General features: G+C 39.9%; 14 protein-coding genes. 11 read left to right on the forward strand and 3 right to left on the reverse strand.

Annotation, left to right across the window (positions count from 1 at the left end):
• Position 1: 1 nt before the first annotated feature.
• From IGJ14_RS02435 to IGJ14_RS02465, 7 genes are all read left to right on the forward strand, one after another.
• The gene (locus IGJ14_RS02435) at positions 2 to 3,448 is read left to right on the forward strand and encodes a WxL domain-containing protein (protein ID WP_229054011.1); all 3,447 of its coding nucleotides are present in this window, start codon (positions 2 to 4) and stop codon (positions 3,446 to 3,448) included.
• Positions 3,449 to 3,797: 349 nt separating this feature from the next.
• Entirely contained in the window at positions 3,798 to 5,327 is a 1,530-nt protein-coding gene (cls, locus tag IGJ14_RS02440) for a cardiolipin synthase (protein WP_108173530.1), read from the forward strand.
• Positions 5,328 to 5,585: 258 nt separating this feature from the next.
• A complete protein-coding gene (locus IGJ14_RS02445; RefSeq protein WP_019723665.1) occupies positions 5,586 to 7,082 on the forward strand; it encodes a phytoene desaturase family protein in 1,497 nt (498 codons plus the stop codon).
• A 15-nt stretch (positions 7,083 to 7,097) separates the two neighbouring features.
• Positions 7,098 to 8,177 (forward strand): glycosyltransferase, encoded by a 1,080-nt coding sequence (locus IGJ14_RS02450; protein ID WP_081277432.1) that lies wholly within the window; start codon positions 7,098 to 7,100, stop codon positions 8,175 to 8,177.
• A 9-nt stretch (positions 8,178 to 8,186) separates the two neighbouring features.
• The gene (locus IGJ14_RS02455; RefSeq protein ID WP_065096237.1) at positions 8,187 to 8,678 is read left to right on the forward strand and encodes a glycosyl-4,4'-diaponeurosporenoate acyltransferase; all 492 of its coding nucleotides are present in this window, start codon (positions 8,187 to 8,189) and stop codon (positions 8,676 to 8,678) included.
• Positions 8,679 to 8,766: 88 nt separating this feature from the next.
• On the forward strand, positions 8,767 to 9,033 hold the full coding sequence (locus IGJ14_RS02460; protein WP_019722403.1) for a type II toxin-antitoxin system RelB/DinJ family antitoxin: 267 nt from the start codon (positions 8,767 to 8,769) through the stop codon (positions 9,031 to 9,033).
• Positions 9,026 to 9,298, forward strand: a complete 273-nt coding sequence (locus IGJ14_RS02465) for a type II toxin-antitoxin system YafQ family toxin (protein WP_019722402.1) — start codon at positions 9,026 to 9,028, stop codon at positions 9,296 to 9,298. The genes IGJ14_RS02460 and IGJ14_RS02465 overlap by 8 nt, the downstream gene beginning before the upstream one ends.
• Positions 9,299 to 9,481: 183 nt before the next feature.
• Here IGJ14_RS02465 and IGJ14_RS02470 read toward each other — a convergent pair whose 3' ends face one another.
• The 3 genes from IGJ14_RS02470 to IGJ14_RS02480 are packed head-to-tail and all read right to left on the reverse strand — an operon-like array spanning position 9,482 to position 11,605.
• Entirely contained in the window at positions 9,482 to 9,721 is a 240-nt protein-coding gene (locus IGJ14_RS02470; RefSeq protein ID WP_019722401.1) for a hypothetical protein, read from the reverse strand.
• Between the two features lie 29 nt (positions 9,722 to 9,750).
• Complete coding sequence (locus tag IGJ14_RS02475) at positions 9,751 to 10,251, reverse strand: hypothetical protein (RefSeq protein ID WP_207463698.1); 501 nt, start codon at positions 10,249 to 10,251, stop codon at positions 9,751 to 9,753.
• Positions 10,214 to 11,605, reverse strand: coding sequence for a Y-family DNA polymerase (locus IGJ14_RS02480; RefSeq protein ID WP_062805667.1), 1,392 nt, complete (start codon positions 11,603 to 11,605; stop codon positions 10,214 to 10,216). The genes IGJ14_RS02475 and IGJ14_RS02480 overlap by 38 nt, the downstream gene beginning before the upstream one ends.
• 552 nt (positions 11,606 to 12,157) lie before the next feature.
• Here IGJ14_RS02480 and aroF point away from each other — a divergent pair.
• From aroF to IGJ14_RS02500, 4 genes are read left to right on the forward strand one after another with little or no spacing between them, the layout of a single operon-like run.
• Entirely contained in the window at positions 12,158 to 13,177 is a 1,020-nt protein-coding gene (aroF, locus tag IGJ14_RS02485; protein ID WP_066025183.1) for a 3-deoxy-7-phosphoheptulonate synthase, read from the forward strand.
• A 14-nt stretch (positions 13,178 to 13,191) separates the two neighbouring features.
• A complete protein-coding gene (aroB, locus tag IGJ14_RS02490) occupies positions 13,192 to 14,256 on the forward strand; it encodes a 3-dehydroquinate synthase (protein ID WP_207463697.1) in 1,065 nt (354 codons plus the stop codon).
• Entirely contained in the window at positions 14,257 to 15,423 is a 1,167-nt protein-coding gene (gene aroC / locus IGJ14_RS02495; protein ID WP_019722396.1) for a chorismate synthase, read from the forward strand.
• Positions 15,424 to 15,436: 13 nt separating this feature from the next.
• A complete protein-coding gene (locus IGJ14_RS02500; RefSeq protein WP_019722395.1) occupies positions 15,437 to 16,516 on the forward strand; it encodes a prephenate dehydrogenase in 1,080 nt (359 codons plus the stop codon).
• The last annotated feature ends 2 nt before the right edge of the window (positions 16,517 to 16,518 follow it).

Genomic DNA, 16,518 nt, shown 5'->3' on the forward strand with positions numbered 1-16,518 from the left:
AATGCCCTCAAGATTAAGAAGAACGATGCTTTTTTTAGGGACGACAATTTTAGTGATACAAACAGTAACTATACCGATAGGCATGGTCTACGCAGAAACCACGATGGACAATGTGGAACATGAGCCAATGGAACGTCCTGCTATCCAAAACTCCTTAAAAGAACTATCCAGTAATCCTAACTTTTTCTTTTCTCAATCTCAATTGCAAGGAACGATAAAAGTTCCGCTACAAGTGACGTTCTTTTCTGATCAAGAAGTGTCAGAGGCACGAGTGATCTTACCAGAAGAAGCAACGCTTATCCAAGACCAATTGTCGGCAGGGATTTCAATAGAACAAGGAGAGCAGCCTCATGAATGGATCGTTCAGTCAAAACATGCGCAAAATACGTTTGTTCTTCCTTTGGTATTTGACAAGACAGGAAACTATGAACTGTCTGTGGAAGAAACGACGACTCAGCTAAAAATCAGTGAGCCAGAAGCAATCAGTGATGAACTTCCAGCTGAAGAAAGTGACTCCCCTGATGAGGAGCTAGGCGGACAAAAGGAATCAAAAGAGGGAGAACATATAATAGAAGAAAATCAAGAGGATGATCAGACATCCGAAGAAGTAGATGAGCCTAAGGAAGAAGCTCCGCAGAATCAACAAACAAAGGAGAAAGAGCCTTTCGTAAGTGTTTCAACATGGGAAGAATTTCAAAAAGCCATAAGTAACGATGATGTACAAAAAATTATTTTGGAAAACGACATAGTCAGAAACGCTGGAGCGGCAGGTACGATCAACAGAAATATAGAAATTGACGGACAAGGATGGTCGATAAATTTTGCCAATAATACTGCTGGATTCACACTTGGAGCAGTGAGCGTAGAGACGACAATTACTTTAAGAAATATAACAATAACAAAACCGGGAACTACAGCAATTTTTACAGGTACAGCAGCCAACAGTCAAAGATGGACATTAAATTTTGAAAATGTTCATACAGGAAATGGGAATGTATCTGGTTTAGTTAATGCACCGAATGCAAAGGCAGGATATATAGGTGGCGAAAATACTTATAGGTCGACTATGAATGCGCGTGATGATGCTGTCTTCCGAGTCAATAATTTTTTTGCTCGAAATGGAAGTAAAGTAAGTATGGACCTGCAAGCAAAGTTAGCACAAATTTCAGGCGTATTACCGGTAGTTCAAATTACGGATGAAGACACTACAGTTTCTATTAATACAACTTCAACAAGCTCTGGTAGATACGGAGGGGTTATCAGACTAGATTCAAATGAATCGCTTATTGAGGTTAACAATGGAGCATCTTTGAAAATAGAAGCCCCTCAAACTAGTGCGCTTCTTTATGATACTGCTACGAATTCAAGAATTTTGGTAGACAATGGCTCTAAAATGGAACTTTACTCTTCTCTTCTTGATGGAAATGATGCAACAGTTAGATTTTATGGGGCTGCAAGCCGAGGTTCTCGATTTGATATAGATAATAATAGTACTGTTATTATTGAGGCTGAAGAAGGAGCTGCTCCGGCCGTAAGATTTCGTGCGGATGGTCAATTCTTTGTAAAAGGAAATAGTAAATTACAAATGTACAATGGTGGAAACGGATCACCTAATAATTCGGCGAATCAAGGGATAGAATTTGCTAATGATGGTGGAGTTTTTGATTTGAGTGGCGTGGGAACAGAAGTAAATATTGTCTCTGATTTTGGACCTGCTATTGGTGGTAACAGTTCGATGGAAATCAATGTTAGGGAAGGAACTAGTTTTACAGCAATTGGAAGATCGAGCACTGCATCAGGTGCAATATTTAATGGTTCAACTAGTAATATAACTATTGATAATCCACTTTTTTTTGATTTTAAAAATACACGTCCAAATGGAGGCAACATATATAATGTATCGTCATCCTCTATATTTGATTTGAAAAATTCTAATTTTGCAGCATGGGCTAATGGTTCTAATTTTGATCTTGAAGCAGAAAAGTATTGGAATATGGTTGATTTTGAATTAACGGGAAGCAATTTTAATACTATTAGAAAGACTAGCGATCCGGAATCATTTAATACAAGTACTTTTGGACTGGCTGGAATGACTGCATATAGTAGAATTAGTGCAAATAACGCACGTGCTGTTGTTGATGAATTAAGAGTTCCTACTAATGCAGATAAGTCTATTTTTGGTCATGTAAGTATTCCGGAAGGGAGTGACTATAGATCAGCGTTTGGAGGCGAGGTGGAACTAGAGATAGAAATTGAACGACTTACTGGAGAAAAAGAAACACATAGAGCAATTACTAAAGTAGATAGTATCTATGGTGAAGAAGATAGAGAGGGGATATTTGAAGTAAAATTACCGAATCTTTTAAATGAGGGAGATCGGATTAGCGTTCTATCTGCTTTTCGTGGTGTTGGTGAAGTTGGAGTTCCAAGTTTACCGGAGGATATCAAAATAGATAGTGTTGTCGTCTTTCCGATTATCCCACCAAAACCAGCGGAGTTTCCTTTGAATACCATCGGAAAAACAGCTACACATGTTCAGGGATATGTTGAAAACAAAGAGGTTGAAATAACCGCAACTCATAATGGACAAATCTTTGACACTTCTGATGTAACGATAGACAACGAGGGTAACTTTATCCTAGATTTATCTGACTTAACTTTAAAAGAAGACGATGAGATTCAGGTCTTTCTAAGAGATGCAGAAGGCTCGGCAGAAGCCGCAGGTGTGATCAATCCACCAGAAACCAATAACGTGCGTGGAAATATCAACCCAGCCGCTGAATTAACATTTCACGATGTAACTTTTGAACCGGCTACGACATTAATCGTTGAGGATGTAGGACCTTTCTCACCGGTAGATCCTTTAGATCCAGAATTAGAAGTGGAACCTGAAAATAAACCAGAATTGCCAGAAAATCAAGGGCAACTAAGTATTGACTTTATTTCGTCCTTCAATTTTGGCTCACAAGCTATTTCTGTTCATGAACAAACATATTATGCCCAACCTCAACGATTGTTGAATGAAGATGGGACAGTGAAAGAGAACGAAGAGCGGCCAAATTATGTTCAAATCAGTGATCGTCGACCGGACAATGAGCGAAGTGGTTGGCAATTATCGGTTACCCAGAATGGACAATTCAGTAATCGAAATGGTCATGAATTGCTTGGTTCGGAAATCCAATTGAGTAATCAACAATTGGCGACAGCACAAGGCGGAAATTCGCCTGAGCTACAGGAAGAATCCATGCAAAGGATTTTACCAAATACGAAACAAATCTTATTACAAGCAGATGAAGAATCTGGAACAGGAACATGGATCTATCGTTTTGGGGATGCAGAGACAGCAGATAAAAGTGTTGGTTTGTATGTCCCTAAAGGAACGAATCCAGAAGCCAAAGAATATTCAACGACACTTACTTGGGAATTAAGTAGTGTTCCGGGAAATTGATAAAGAAATAGAGCTATAACAGTAGTATACAATTCTGAGAAATAAGCCAGAAAACCCGAAAATTATTGGGTTTCTGGCTTATTTTTGGAATACTATTTACTCAGTTTTAGAGACTGTGAGATGACTAATATCATAGCGCTTTTTTTCCCTTCTTAATACGGAGTGAAAAACAATGACTATTATTATAGAAGAAAAGTTTCTATAAAAGATGTAAGGAAGGAGAAAATCCTTTACATTAGAGCGACTATAACGTATATAATCTAAATAAGGTGTGCTGTAACTAACATCGTTGACTGTCTCAGAAAAAAGAATCAACGACAAAATAAAGCATGCAAACATGGAGAAAACGATGATAAAGAATAAATTGCAACAATACAAAATATTATTGATTTTATTGATTCTTGTAGCGGTTTCACTGATTGTTTTTTTGAATCAAATCATTTATGCGTGGTTGATCGTGGAGATTTATGCGTTTCTTCTTTGTGGGTACTTAGTGATTTTTGATCAAAGGGAGGCAACATCTAAGATTGCTTGGATTTTAGCCTTATTATTTCTGCCAATCGTTGGAATCATTTTATACTATTTGATTGGTCGTGAGCCTCGTTTACGGAAGTTGCCGAAACAGCAAGTAGCGAATGAGCGAAACGTACAACAAACTGTTTCAAAGATCCTTCAGGAACATTCAGAGATCATCCATGCCAAGCACGATCTGTCTAACGAGATTTTCCATCTTTCAGAAAAGTATCCAACGAAAGACAATCAGCTAACTTTGTTAAAAGAAGGGGACGAAGCCTTTACAGCATTGTTGCAAGATATCAAGCAGGCAACGCATCATATTCACCTTTTTTACTATATTGTAAAAGGAGATGAAACCGGCGAAGAACTGACGGCTGCCTTGATTGAAAAAGCACGACAGGGAATCGAAGTCCGTTTTATGTATGACAGTGTTGGATCGATTGCTTTTCCGAATCGGTTATTAGATGCGCTGCGAGAAAATGGTGTGGAAGTACGGACTTATGATCTTTTGAATTCACCGTGGTTGAGTAACAAAGCGAATTGGCGAAACCATCGAAAAATCGTTGTGATTGATGGCAAAATCGCACATACTGGCGGTATGAATATCGGAAATGAGTATAGTGGTCGCGGTAATAAGTTCTCTTATTGGCGAGATACGAATGTTCGGATCGAAGGGCCTTCTGTATTAGAGGTACAAGAATGTTTCGTTTATGATTGGTTGTTCCTTGATGAAGGAACGGAAACGATCGGTCATTTTATCAAACATCAAGATACGTATTTTCCATTAAAGACGGATACACCCAAAGGCTCGGAAATCGTACAGGTCATTTATGGCGGTCCTTATGATCAAGAACGAATCATCAAAGATTCTTTTAATGACTTGATTGGTAAAGCAGTTGATTCGATCAAAATCGCTATGCCTTATTTTATTCCAGATGAAGAAACATTGGGCGCACTTAGACGAGCAGCACGTTGTGGGATCAAGGTGCAATTGGTCATACCGGGAAAAGGGGATCGTGGCATTTCATTCCATGGGACGAACTCGTTTATTGATGACTTATTATCGGCGGGGGTCGAAGTGTTTATTTATGATACGACCGCATTTATCCATTGTAAATATATGATCGTCGATGATGTAGTGGCAACAATTGGCTCGACTAATTTTGATATTCGCAGTTTTTATCTCAATCATGAGTTATCGATGTTCATTTATGGACCATCAAGAACAATCGATGAATTGAATGATCATTTTGCGGAAGATTTAGCCCATGCGAAAAGAGTCAAAAAAGAAGAATGGCAACGGCGAAGTGGATGGACGAAAGTCAAAGAGAAAATCAGTGGTTTATTTGTCCCGATTCTTTGATTGTGGAGAATAAACGGATTGTAAAAGCAATAGTTAGCCTGAGACAGAGTAGACAAAACGATTTTTTGGTTTTGTCTACTCTGTTTTTCATTTTATGTTTTCTTATTGTTTTATAACAATACAATGCGCAATGAAATAAGATTTTTTATGGATATGCTACTATAGATATAGATATGAAGTGTTTTTTTACAGTTGATTCATATAAAATGTCCAGCTGTAAAAATTTGCTTTGAGACTTAGAAAGCAAGAGGTACTGTTATGGAAAACAAACAAAAATCAGTCATTATTCTTGGTGGAGGCCTTGGGGGCTTATCTGCAGCAGTGTCTTTGGCACAAGCAGGATTCAAGGTTACTTTATATGAAAAAAATGATCATCTAGGCGGTAAATTAAACCGTTTAGAAGCGAATGGATTTGGGTTCGATCTAGGGCCATCTATTTTGACGATGCCTCAAATCTTTGAAAAATTGTTTATTGCAAGTGGCAAACAGATGGCAGATTACATTCCGATTGAACGGTTGGATTTGCAGTGGCGCTCTTTTTTTCCTGACCATACATCGATTGATTTATACAGCGATCTAACGAAAATGGCGCAAGAAAATCCAATGTTGTCTGCAACCGATATGGCAGAGTATCAAGCATTTTTAGACTACGCAAAAGAAATCTACGATTATACAGAAGTCGGTTATTTTGACAAAGGGCTTGATTCAACGATGGAGATTTTAAAAGAACATGGTGTGATCAAAGCGTTGAAAGGATTTGATTATTTTTCTTCGATGCATGATGGAATCGCAAAACGAGTGAGTCATCCTAAAATGCAAGAGATGCTTGGTTATTTCAGTAAGTACGTTGGTTCGTCTCCTTATGATGCACCAGCGGTTTTGAATATGATGATCTATATGCAACATGCGCAAGGGATTTGGTATGTGCCAGGTGGGATGCACAAGATTGCGGAAGGGATCGTGAAACTTGGGAAAGAGATCGGTGTGACGTTCCATACCGGCGTTTATGTTGAAAAATTAAATATAGAGAATGATCAGATCCGTTCTGCGCGATTGGCAGATGGCACGGTGATCGAAGCAGACTATTTTGTTTCGAATATGGAAGTCATCCCGGCTTATGAACAGTTATTAGATGAAAAACCAGCGTTTACTGAGAAGTTAGAAAAGAAATTTGAACCAGCAAGTTCAGGGTTTGTCTTGCATTTAGGTGTGAATAAAGAATATCCGCAATTAGCACATCATAATTTTTTCTTTTCAAATGCGGAGAAAGAAAATTTTGATCAAAACTTCCATCAGCACCAGTTGCCAGAAGACCCAACGATCTATTTGGTCAATGTGAATAAGACTGATCCTTCCCAAACGATTGAAGGACATGAGAATATCAAGATTTTACCCCATATCCCTTATTTACAAGATCAACCATTTACAGAAGCAGAATATGATGCTTTTCGTGAACGTATTTTGATCAAATTGGAAACGATGGGGCTAACGGATTTGAGAAAACATATTGTCTATGAAAATCGTTGGACCCCAGAAGATATCCAAAAAAATTATTTATCCCATCGGGGAGCAATCTACGGTACTGTCTCAGATCGTAAAAAAAATCATGGGTTCAAACATGGAAAACATAGTGAGCGCTATGACAATTTATACTTTGTCGGTGGAACGGTCAATCCTGGAGCTGGTATGCCAATGGTTACTTTGAGTGGGCAACAAGTAAGTGATAAGATCGTGCAAAGAGAAGCGAATAGATAGGAAGGAAGAGGTATTTTGTTACTGATCATGATCGTCCTTTTCGTCGCTTGGCTTGCAGGGTGGTGTATCTTTTATCGATTGCCGTTTCTCGCGAAAACAGCACCAACGACTCGACTTGCAACAAGTGTTTCAATCATTATTCCTGTACGTAATGAGGTTAACACGATTCCAAAATTGCTTCGATCAATCCAGAAGCAGACGATCCAACCACAAGAGATCATCGTAGTAGATGATGCTTCCACTGATGGTACAGCTGAAATCGCCAAGCGCTTAGGTACAGTAGTTTTTTCAAATGATCGTGAACAGCATGGAAAGGCGGCTGCCTGTTGGTTAGGTGCAACGCATGCTAAAAGTGAGACTTTCTTATTTTTAGATGCGGACACATTCTTCCAAACCGAGAATAGCTTGGAAAGATTATTGGCTGAATACGAAAAAAGAGGAAAGCGTGGACTAATGTCGCTACAACCTTTTCATCAGACCTTTCGCTTTTATGAACAGTTTTCTTTTATTTTTAATGTGATCATTCTAGTAGGATTGAATACTTTTTCTGTGTTTGGGGAAAAAGTAAAAGCAGCGGGGGCATTCGGTCCGTGTATCTTGTGTTCAAAAATAGATTATTTTCAGGTGGATGGGCATAATGATATGCCTAGTGGGATCTTAGATGACATGGCTTTAGCTAAGCGCTTCCTAAAGAAAGATCTTCCCATCCATTTATACGGCGGAAAAGAGTTGATTGCTTTTCGCATGTATCCAGAAGGGTTCAAGCAATTGATCCAAGGGTGGACAAAGGATTTTGCAACAGCTTCAAGAGCCACCAATCCCTTTATTTTGTTCGGGACCATATTATGGATAGCTGGTGGAGTTGGCTCTGTATTGGCTTTTCGTACGGATCAATGGCAGTTTGCGCTAGTCATCTACTGTCTGTATGTATGCCAATGCATCATCTTTGCCAAACGTGTTGGGAATTTCACCCTTGCTTTCTTGTTGTTTTTCCCGATCTTTTTTCTCTTTTTCCTTTTCTTGTTTTTATGGTCGTTGATCCAAACGTATCTGTTGAAATCAGTGACTTGGAAAGGAAGAAAAATCAAATTTTAGGAGGGTTTTATGCCGCTGATCCATTTGACCACTGGAGTATTAGTCATGCTCGACATTCTTGTCTGGTTTATATTCCATTTAGGAATATCCTACGGTGTCCGCCAAATCGCTGACTCGTTTTTTGAAAGAAAGCATCGTTGGTTTCGTTCCTTTTCTTTTGAAAAGCGAGGGAGTTTTTGGGAAAAAAATTTCCGAATCAAAAAATGGAAAGATAAGCTACCAGATGGTACGGTGATTGCTAAGAGAGGATTCGATAAATCAAGGCTTGGCAAGACTGATTCTGCTGCACTGAAGAAATTCATCATCGAAACGCAAAGAGCAGAGCTGACACATTGGCTATTGATCCCGCCAGCGTTCCTGTTTTTTTTGTGGAATCCAAGATGGGCGGGGTGGGTCATGGTTTTTTATGCGCTTCTTGTCAATGTTCCGTTTATTATGATTCAACGCTATAATCGACCACGATTAGAACGAGCGTTGATCAGAAAAATAAGGAATAACTAGGTGTTCGATATGTGTTTATGTTGTTGTTATGGTGATTTTATGTTGTCTTTATGTTAAAATAAAATTGAAAAATAATAGGGGTGATAACATGGAAACGACAAAAAAGAAACCAATCCATATATCAATTGATGAGGAGCTGAAAAAGGATGCTGAGCAATTATTTGATGAGTTAGGTATGAATATGACAACCGCAATTACAGTTTTTTTGAAACAGTCTGTCAATAAACAGGCAATTCCTTTTAAAATTGAAAAAGGAAATCCGGCCACTTTGCAAGCGCTAAAAGATGCAAAAGATGGGAATATTCATGGAGGATTCAGCTCTGTTGATGAGTTGCTGGAGGATTTGGATGCTTGATATTTTTTATACCTCACAATTCAAGCGAGACTATAAAAAAGCGAAAAAGCAAGGGAAAGATTTAGCCAAATTAAAAAAGGTGCTATCTCTTTTGCAAAGCCAACATAAATTGCCCAAAGTGTATCGTGATCATCATTTGACCGGCAATTATGCGGGATTTAGAGAATGTCATATCAGCCCAGATTGGCTATTAGTATATAAGATTGATACTGATCAATTACTACTAATACTTGCTAGGCTAGGTTCCCACAGTGAATTATTTTAAATGAAATGTGACGGAAATAGACAACTCCAAAAAATAAACGAGAAAATCTAAAAACTGTTTTTAAGTTTTGGATTTTCTCGTTTATTTTGTTTTAAGCGTTACTAGATAGCTAATGGCAAGTCTTTTTATTATGCGAAATCTAGTTTCGAGTTACCTCTAAAATCAAATAAGACAAAAAAGGACCTATCTGCTTGTTTTTGTCATGACGTGTCGCCAAAAGTGAAAGTATTCTTCTTTTAAATCGATCGTAGCAAGTTCTGTCCAATAAATAAACTGGTCGTTTATATAAAAACCTTCTTCTGTCATCATGGACTGGATTTTTCCTTGGTAATGTTTGCCGCTTTTTGTCAGAAGAGCAATTTCTTGCTTGGCGATATAAGCGGTGATGATCACTGTTTCAAAATGGGTATAGATCGTTTTCATAACGAACGCTTCCTTTTTTATTTAGTCGTTTAGTCATTGTCGGTTGGGAATTCTTGGTAAAATTCATCTTTGATCAACTGAATCTCTTCTTGTTTGTGCGATTGAGGCATACGATTGCTGATTTTTCCCATGGTAGCAAAAGTAGAGAGATGCGACCATTTTTCTTCTTGCTTTAATTCGATATGGCGAATATCTTGCCAAGGGATTTGATTGTCATCGATCGTCACCTCATCTTCATCACTTTCTCCAAAAAAGACGCCTTCAATATTTTCTAAATACCTGCCAAATTCATCCTTTGTATTTAATTGAATCGTTACTTTTTGCTGATAGAGAAAGGACTGTAACAGGACTTGGTCGATTTCCTCTCGCGTCATTTGTGATTGGGGAGGGAGGTCTTTTAGGGCGTCTTCAGCGTTTTCATCGATCCCTTTAACTAATTCATCCATGGCAAAAGCGGTTCCCCATTTCAAGCCAAAGGGGCGATCGCGGTATTCATTGTAATCGAGAAATTCTTTTTTCGTGCGTCGCATGTCCTTCACCTTCAATACCAGCCATTCCGCCAGCATGACCGCCTACAAGCGAACTGCGGGCGATTGCTCGACCACCTTCCAGTAAACTATGTGCATGGACGATTGCTTTGAATCCATATTTTTGTCGAATCTTATCCACGACAAAGTCAATCTTTGCCGCATTGACTTGCTCTTTAGGATCATCGAATAGATTCAATTGCAAGCCAGTCGCATAAACTAAGCGAGAACAATTGACGCCGATACTTCGGATATCTTGACGTTGATAATGTCGATCAAAAATCATCAATAGTGCTTCTGCTAAGACATGACTGGCGTTGGTCGGCTCGATTTTCATCTGTTGGTGAAACCCGGTTTTTCCTGAAACATCTGTGTAGCCTAAAGAAAAACCGACCCACAGACTAACTACTTGTGCTTTTGCTTCTTCTCGACGTAAGCGTGTGCCTACTTGATCCGCCATTTCCTTGATCACGATTTCAATCTCTTCTCGGCGAGTATAGTCCTTATTGAGGATTTGACTATTTCCGATGCTTTTTGATTTAGGGGTGTAGACTTCGCCAAGAAAGCTTCGATCGATTCCCCAGGCATGGGCATAAAGTTGTGTACCAATTACCCCCATTGCACTTTTTAAACGATAGTAATCCGCATGTGCAAGCTCATAGATGCTATGGATGTTCATTTTATTTAAACGAATCGCTGTTTTTCGACCGATCCCCCAAAAATCTGTCAGCTGAGGAATCCGCCAAAGTTTTTCAGGGACGTCTTCATAACGCCATTCGGCGATCATGTCTCGGGTATCCTTCGCTTCATTATCCAGAGCTAATTTTGCCAATAGTGGATTATCACCGATACCGATCGTGGTATAGATCCCTGTCTGATCATAAACGTCTTGACGAATTTTTTTTGCAAGTGCCCGGGCATCAGGTGCATCGAACAAATTCAAACTATTTGTGATATCCAAAAAACTTTCGTCGACCGAATAGACATGATGGTTACTCTCGTCTGCATAGGTTTTATAAATGGCATTGATTTCTTTGTTCTTCTCCATATAATAGGCCATTCGTGGTGGGGCAATATATAAATCACTGGGATAAGGAAAGGGCAAATCACGCGCACGACTGATATTCGTGATCCCGTAGGCTTTTTTTGCAGCTGGGCTAGAGGCAAGGATCAACCCGCTACCACGTTCTTCCCATGAATTTCCGGGATACGACATAACAACTAGTTTGGTTGTTAAAGGGTCTAATCCAAGTGAGACACATTCAACAGAAGCATAGAACGACTTACAATCAATACATAAAATATCTCTAGAAGGTTCTTTATGATAGTCAAATACAGGATTTTGATTTTTAAACATAACAGTCACCTCTTCTACATGATTAGAACACATGTTCGCATTTTTTGTCAACGAAAAAATCAATAGGAACTTTAAAAAAACATCGGTCTTCTAAAGGATCATTGGCATAAAGAGAAAAAGATTTGAAAAAGTAGTTGACTTATTTCAGAAAGAAATCTATACTTAAACCAATCTTAAATCAGTTTGGAGCGATTTCTTATGAAAATCACATTGAATTCACAACTGAATACGTATTACTTTAGCTATTTTAGATAGGTTTGTATTCATGACATTCATGGGTGCAAACACAACGTTTGTATCTATGATGGCTAAGGATGTTTGAGATGACTTGTCCGCCACATAGATGAAAATCTATAGTGGCTTTTTTGTTAGAATTGGTGAAGGCCCACTGTAGATTTGTCTACGGCGGGCTTTTTTTATACCTAACGAAAGGAGAACCACATCAGTTCATTTTCCAACGAGTTATTTTAAGTAAACAACGAACGATTTTCCATTGTCGATCAAGTGTTCAAACAGTGATAAAAAAATAAAAATAAAAAAGGATGTTATCTTATGATTTTAATTATTAAACCAGGAATTGAAGTAAACCAACTAGAACCAGTACTTTCACGTATCAAAGAAGAGGGCTTAGACGTCCAGATCAACCATGGCAAAGATCGTCTAGTTTTAGGATTGATCGGTGATCCAAAAATTATCCAAGGCGTACCGTTTGAAAGATACGACATGGTGGAGCGCGCAGTAAAAATCTCTAATACGTACAAACTGACGTCTCGAGAATTTCATCCGCAAGATACAGTCGTTGATGTGGATGGTCTGAAAATCGGTGATGGTAGTTTTGTAACGATGGCGGGTCCTTGTTCAGTAGAAGGCGAAGAACAAATCATGGAAACTGCTCGTATGGCAAAAGCTGGTGGGGCAACGGTCTTACGTGGAGGAGCCTACAAACCTAGAACGTCACCATATGCTTTCCAAGGATTAGGAGAAGAAGGGCTGAAAATGATGCGTAAAGCAGCGGATCATTACGGCTTAAAAGTTATTACCGAAGTCATGGATGAAGCCCATATCGATGTCGTTTGTGAATACACAGATATCATCCAGATCGGTGCCAGAAATATGCAGAATTTCCGTTTATTAGAAGCTGTTGGGAAAACAGGAAAACCAATCGGCTTGAAGCGTGGGATTTCAGGGACGATCGAAGAATGGTTGAATGCGGCGGAATACATTGCGGTACAAAACAACCCAAACATCATCTTTATTGAACGTGGTATTCGCACCTACGAAACAGCGACACGTAATACCTTCGATCTCAGTGCTGTGCCGATCATCAAAAAATTAAGTCACTTCCCAATCATCGTTGACCCAAGTCATGGTACCGGGGTTTGGGATCTCGTATCACCAATGGCAAGAGCCGGAGTTGCTAGTGGCGCAGATGGGATGATCGTAGAGATCCACCCTGATCCAATCCACGCATGGTCAGATGGACAGCAATCATTGAATGAAAAGAACTACCTAAGAATGATGGAAGAAGTCGAGATTTTAGTTGAAGCAATGAATAAAATAAAAGCCTTATAGAAAAGAGGAGCGTCATGTTAGAAGTTGTCTTACCAGAAAAAAGCTATGAGATCATCATTGAACGAAATGCACTCGATCATGTGTCTGTGTGGATCGAAGGAATCTGGAAAAATAAAAAAATCGCGATTATCAGTGATACGAATGTTTTTCCGATATACGGCGAAAAAATTTGTCAACAGTTGCGGGCAAGCTACGAAGTCGTCCACTATGTTGTTCCAGCTGGGGAGAGCAGCAAATCATTCGACATGGCAGCTAACCTCTATGCGTTTTTAGCAGAAGAACAATTTACGCGTAGTGATGCGGTGATTGCGCTTGGAGGAGGAGTGATCGGCGATTTAGCCAGCTTCGTTGCTTCCACCTATATGCGAGGGATCTCATTTGTCCAGATCCCGACTTCCTTACTGGCACAGGTCGATTCAAGCATTGGAGGAAAAACAGCGATCAATGCACCTATGGCGAAAAATATGATCGGGACATTTGCACAACCAGATGGGGTATTGATCGATCCAGAGACGTTAACCACTTTATCAGAACGTAGAATCCAAGAAGGGATCGCTGAGATCATCAAGTGTGGCGCAATCAGTGATGAAACGCTATGGCAAGATTTGGCAAGCTTAACAGGAGTTGCTGACTTACTGGCTAATAGTGAAAAAATCATTGAAAAGGCGTTGCGTGTGAAGAAACAAGTTGTTGAAGAAGATCAATTCGATAACGGGAATCGTTTGTTATTGAACTTTGGCCATACGATCGGACATGCCATCGAAAATACTGCTGGTTATGGTCAGATCAGTCATGGCGAAGCCGTAGCGATCGGTATGGTGCAAATCACCAAACAAGCCGAAAAGCTGGGACAATCACCAGTGGGTATCACTGCGCAATTGATCCAAATGATCGAAAAGTATCAGTTACCGATCAAGTACCAACCTTGGGAGGAGCAATCCCTTTATGATGCGATCACCCACGATAAAAAGGCACGTGGAAAGACATTGAAAATCATTTTATTAGATAAGATCGGACAAGCAAGGATCCAAGAAATTCCGCTTGAGTCCGTGAAAGACTATTTAAAGGAGGGGAAATAAATGCGTTTTTTAACAGCAGGAGAATCTCATGGTCCACAGTTAACTGCCATTATTGAAGGGATCCCGGCAGGTTTAGAAGTTTCACTTGAAAAAATCAATGAAGATCTTGTGAGGCGACAAGGAGGTTATGGTCGTGGTGGCAGAATGAAGATCGAGAAAGATCGTGTCCAAATCACCTCAGGTATTCGACATGGTAAAACGCTTGGTTCGCCAATCACAATGATCGTGGAGAATAAAGACTGGAAGAATTGGCAGACGGTGATGTCAGTCGAGCCAATCGAAGAAAAACATGTCACACGTCGCCGTGTAGCGAAACCACGTCCGGGACATGCCGATCTAGTCGGTGGTATGAAATACCAACATCAAGATCTTAGAAATGTGTTAGAGCGGTCTTCCGCTAGGGAAACGACGATGCGTGTGGCAATCGGTTCTTTAGCAAAACAGATCCTAGCAGCACTAGATATTGAAATTGCCAGTCATGTAGCGGTTCTTGGAGGAATCAAAGCAACGATACCTGAAGTGCTACCTGTAGCAGTCATCAAAGAAAAAACAACGATCTCCGAAGTTAATATGGTCGATCTTGAAATCGAAGAACAAGTCAAAACATTGATTGATGAGACGAAAAAAGCAGGTGATACCTTAGGTGGTGTCGTCGAAGTCCGGGTTGAAAATGTACCGGCTGGTTTGGGTAGTTATGTCCAATGGGATAAAAAATTAGATGGAAAATTAGCACAAGCCATGCTGAGTATCAATGCCTTCAAAGGGGTGGAATTTGGGATCGGTTTTGATGCAGCGACTTTACCAGGTTCTAAAGTTATGGATGAAATCACATGGGATCAAGAACAAGGCTACCGCCGGACAACCAATCATTTAGGTGGTTTTGAAGGTGGGATGACGAACGGCGAACAAATCATCGTTCGTGGTGTGATGAAGCCGATCCCGACACTTTACAAGCCATTGATGAGTGTCGATATCGATACGAAGGAAGCATACAAAGCAAGTGTCGAGCGTTCAGACAGTACGGCTGTACCCGCAGCTTCGGTGGTTGCTGAACACGTTATTGCAACAGCACTTGCCGTGGAGATCCTTGAACATTTCCCAGCGGATAACATGAGTGAGCTGAAAAAATCTGTGGCCAGTCATCGGCAGATGATCCAAGACTTTTAGTAAGGAGAGCGATATGAAGAAAAAGGTATTCGTCTTAGGTTTAGGTCTGATTGGTGCTTCGCTTTGCCGAGCCATCAAAGGATCGAATGTGACTCTTTATGGATGGGATCATTCAGCAGAAACTAGAAAAATTGCAGAAGAAGTCCAATTAGTGGATCATCTGGTGTCTGGGATCGAAGAAGCGAGTCAAATGGATGTTATTTTATTAGCGGTTCCTGTACAAGTTAGTTTGGATTATTTGCAACGATTAGCAACACTTCCGTTAAAGGAAACGGTATTGGTCAGCGATACTGGCAGTACAAAAGCAGCAATCATGACAGCGGCTAAGGAATTACCTTTTACTTTTATTGGTGGGCATCCAATGGCAGGCTCGCACAAATCAGGAGTCAAAGCCGGCAATCCCAATTTGTTCGAGGAAGCTTATTATATATTGGCCAATGATCATGAGAGTGAGCGCGTGGATGAATTGATGGAACTATTGGAACCGACGCGAGCGAAATTTGTGTTGATGGAAGCCAAAAATCATGACGAGATCGTCGGTGTCTTAAGCCATTTGCCTCATATCGTGGCTGCTGGTTTAGTGCAAACCAGTGATGAACTCAATCAGAAACATCCAAGAGCCTCCCAACTTGCCGCCGGAGGATTTCGGGATATTACTCGAATTGCTTCATCTGATCCTAAAATGTGGACAGATATCTTATTAACGAATCAAGAAATCATGTTGTCCTTGTTAGCAGAATGGCAATCCTCCATGGAAACATTGAAAACACAACTTGCGAGAAATGATGAAGAGGCCATTTATCGATTTTTTGCACAAGCGAAGCAGACAAGGGATCAGTTGCCGAAGAAACGACAAGGAACGATTCCAGCATTCTATGATCTATACGTTGATATTCCGGATATTTCCGGTGCAGTGGCTAAGGTGACAACGGCTTTGAGCCAAGCAGATATTTCAATCATCAATCTAAAAATACAAGAAACTAGAGAAGATATTTTCGGAGTCCTTGAATTGTCCTTCAAAAATCAAACCGATTTAGAAAAAGGACAAGCATTGATTCAAGCGGAAAATTTTCACTGTTGGATCAGGAGTTGAGA

The sequence above is a fragment of the Enterococcus sp. DIV1304_2 genome, assembly GCF_050555445.1.
GTDB lineage: Bacteria > Bacillota > Bacilli > Lactobacillales > Enterococcaceae > Enterococcus_B > Enterococcus_B pernyi.